The sequence below is a fragment of the Ruminococcus sp. MCC718 genome (genome assembly GCF_018783905.1).
In the GTDB taxonomy this organism is placed as follows: domain Bacteria; phylum Bacillota; class Clostridia; order Lachnospirales; family Lachnospiraceae; genus Hominisplanchenecus; species Hominisplanchenecus faecis.
In genome coordinates this window covers 3,394-4,926 of sequence record NZ_WQNP01000037.1, presented here as the reverse complement: position 1 = coordinate 4,926, position 1,533 = coordinate 3,394, and the positions used below count along the sequence as shown (strand labels likewise).

At 40.2% G+C, this 1,533-nt stretch carries 1 protein-coding gene; it reads right to left on the bottom strand.

The features are described 5' to 3' along the window. On the bottom strand, nt 1-1,337 hold a 1,337-nt coding region (locus GPK60_RS04930), incomplete at its 3' end, for a leucine-rich repeat domain-containing protein (protein ID WP_215658988.1). Nucleotides 1,338-1,533: the final 196 nt, after the last annotated feature.

Genomic DNA, 1,533 nt, shown 5'->3' with positions numbered 1-1,533 from the left:
CTGTAATACTTCTTTCCTTTTGCTGTTCTATACCAGGCACGGATTTTGTAATATTTCTTTGTTGATGCCTTGAATGTGATCTTTGTTTTGCCGGTCACTTTTTTGATGACTTTGTAGGTTCCGTTTTTCGTATCGGAACAGCTGAGCTCATACCCTTCTTCGCCTTCGGATTTATTCCAGGTAAATACCGTTGTATTTTTATTCTCAACGCTGTCTGCCGAAAGATACGGAGCCCGAGGCTGGACAACGACTTTCAGTTTCACTTTCTTTTTGCTTCCGCTCTTTAACTGAACGGTGATCGTTGCTTTTCCGTTTTTCTTTGCCGTCATCATACCCTTTGCATTTACAGATACCACTTTGGAATTGCTGCTGCTGAATTTTACATTACGTTTGGCAGCATAAACCGGCGTTACCTGATAAAGTACTCTCTTCTTTGCACCGATCGGCATACTGATCTGCTTTGTGCTCAGTAACAGGTCTGTCGCTTTGTAAGAAGTTTTGACTGGATCTATGATCGTATATGGAAGATGATTTTTCTTCGCATACTTATGTGCGGCAGAATTATTGGCACAATAGATCATTTTTACCTGTCCGTACTCATTAGTTTTCTTAAATGCATTTTTACCGATTTTCTTTACACTTTCCGGGATATAAATTTCAAGTTTCGGACATCCGGAAAACGCTTCTGCACCAATCTCGGTAACTCCTTCCGGAATGTATACGGTTCTCAGATCCGAGCTGTCCTCCAAGAAATATTTTCCAATTCTTTTTGTTGAAGACGGAAGCTCTATCTTCCGGAGCTTCCAAATATTATGAATCCCACTCACATTTGTAGTTCCTTCTGGAATAATAATCTGCTCAAAATCACTTTCGAATATTACTCCTGGTGTGACAGTCAGGAACTTTGGTAATGTAATAGAACCAAAACTTGCACCGCTGATCTCAATATCTTTTACCGAATCCGGGAGAACTAAATTGAGCCGTGTAAGATAGCTCGGTCCGTCCTCTTCTCCGTCAATGTAAATTCCTGTGACCGGTTTGCCTCTTACTTCCGAACGAGGTTTAAAAGTAATGCCTTCCGGAAATTCTTCATCGTTATCATCAAATGCTACGATACGGTAACTGTCTTTCTCCGGAAGATACTGATATACCACACGGTCTACCACGATCGCTCTTTCATAGCGATTGGCTACATAGTCCTCTCCATCATCGTGATGGATATAGACATCCTTTTCCGTTGGCTGTGCAATCTCCTCTGCCCGGACATTCTGATGGAGACAGAACACGAGAGCCAGCATTGCAACCGATGTGAACAGTTTCAAAAATTTCTTTTTCATAAAACCACCCTTTCTCTGCCCAAAATTACACAATATTTATTATTAATATTTTTCACTTATATTAATAATAGTATAAATACTTCCGCTATTTCTGTCAAGTGCAAAAGGCTGCAACCTTTTACGATTGCAGCCTTTTAAAAAACCTAGTTTTTCAGTGTTCTAATCTCTGAACCATATATGTCCCAGGTGGTATACA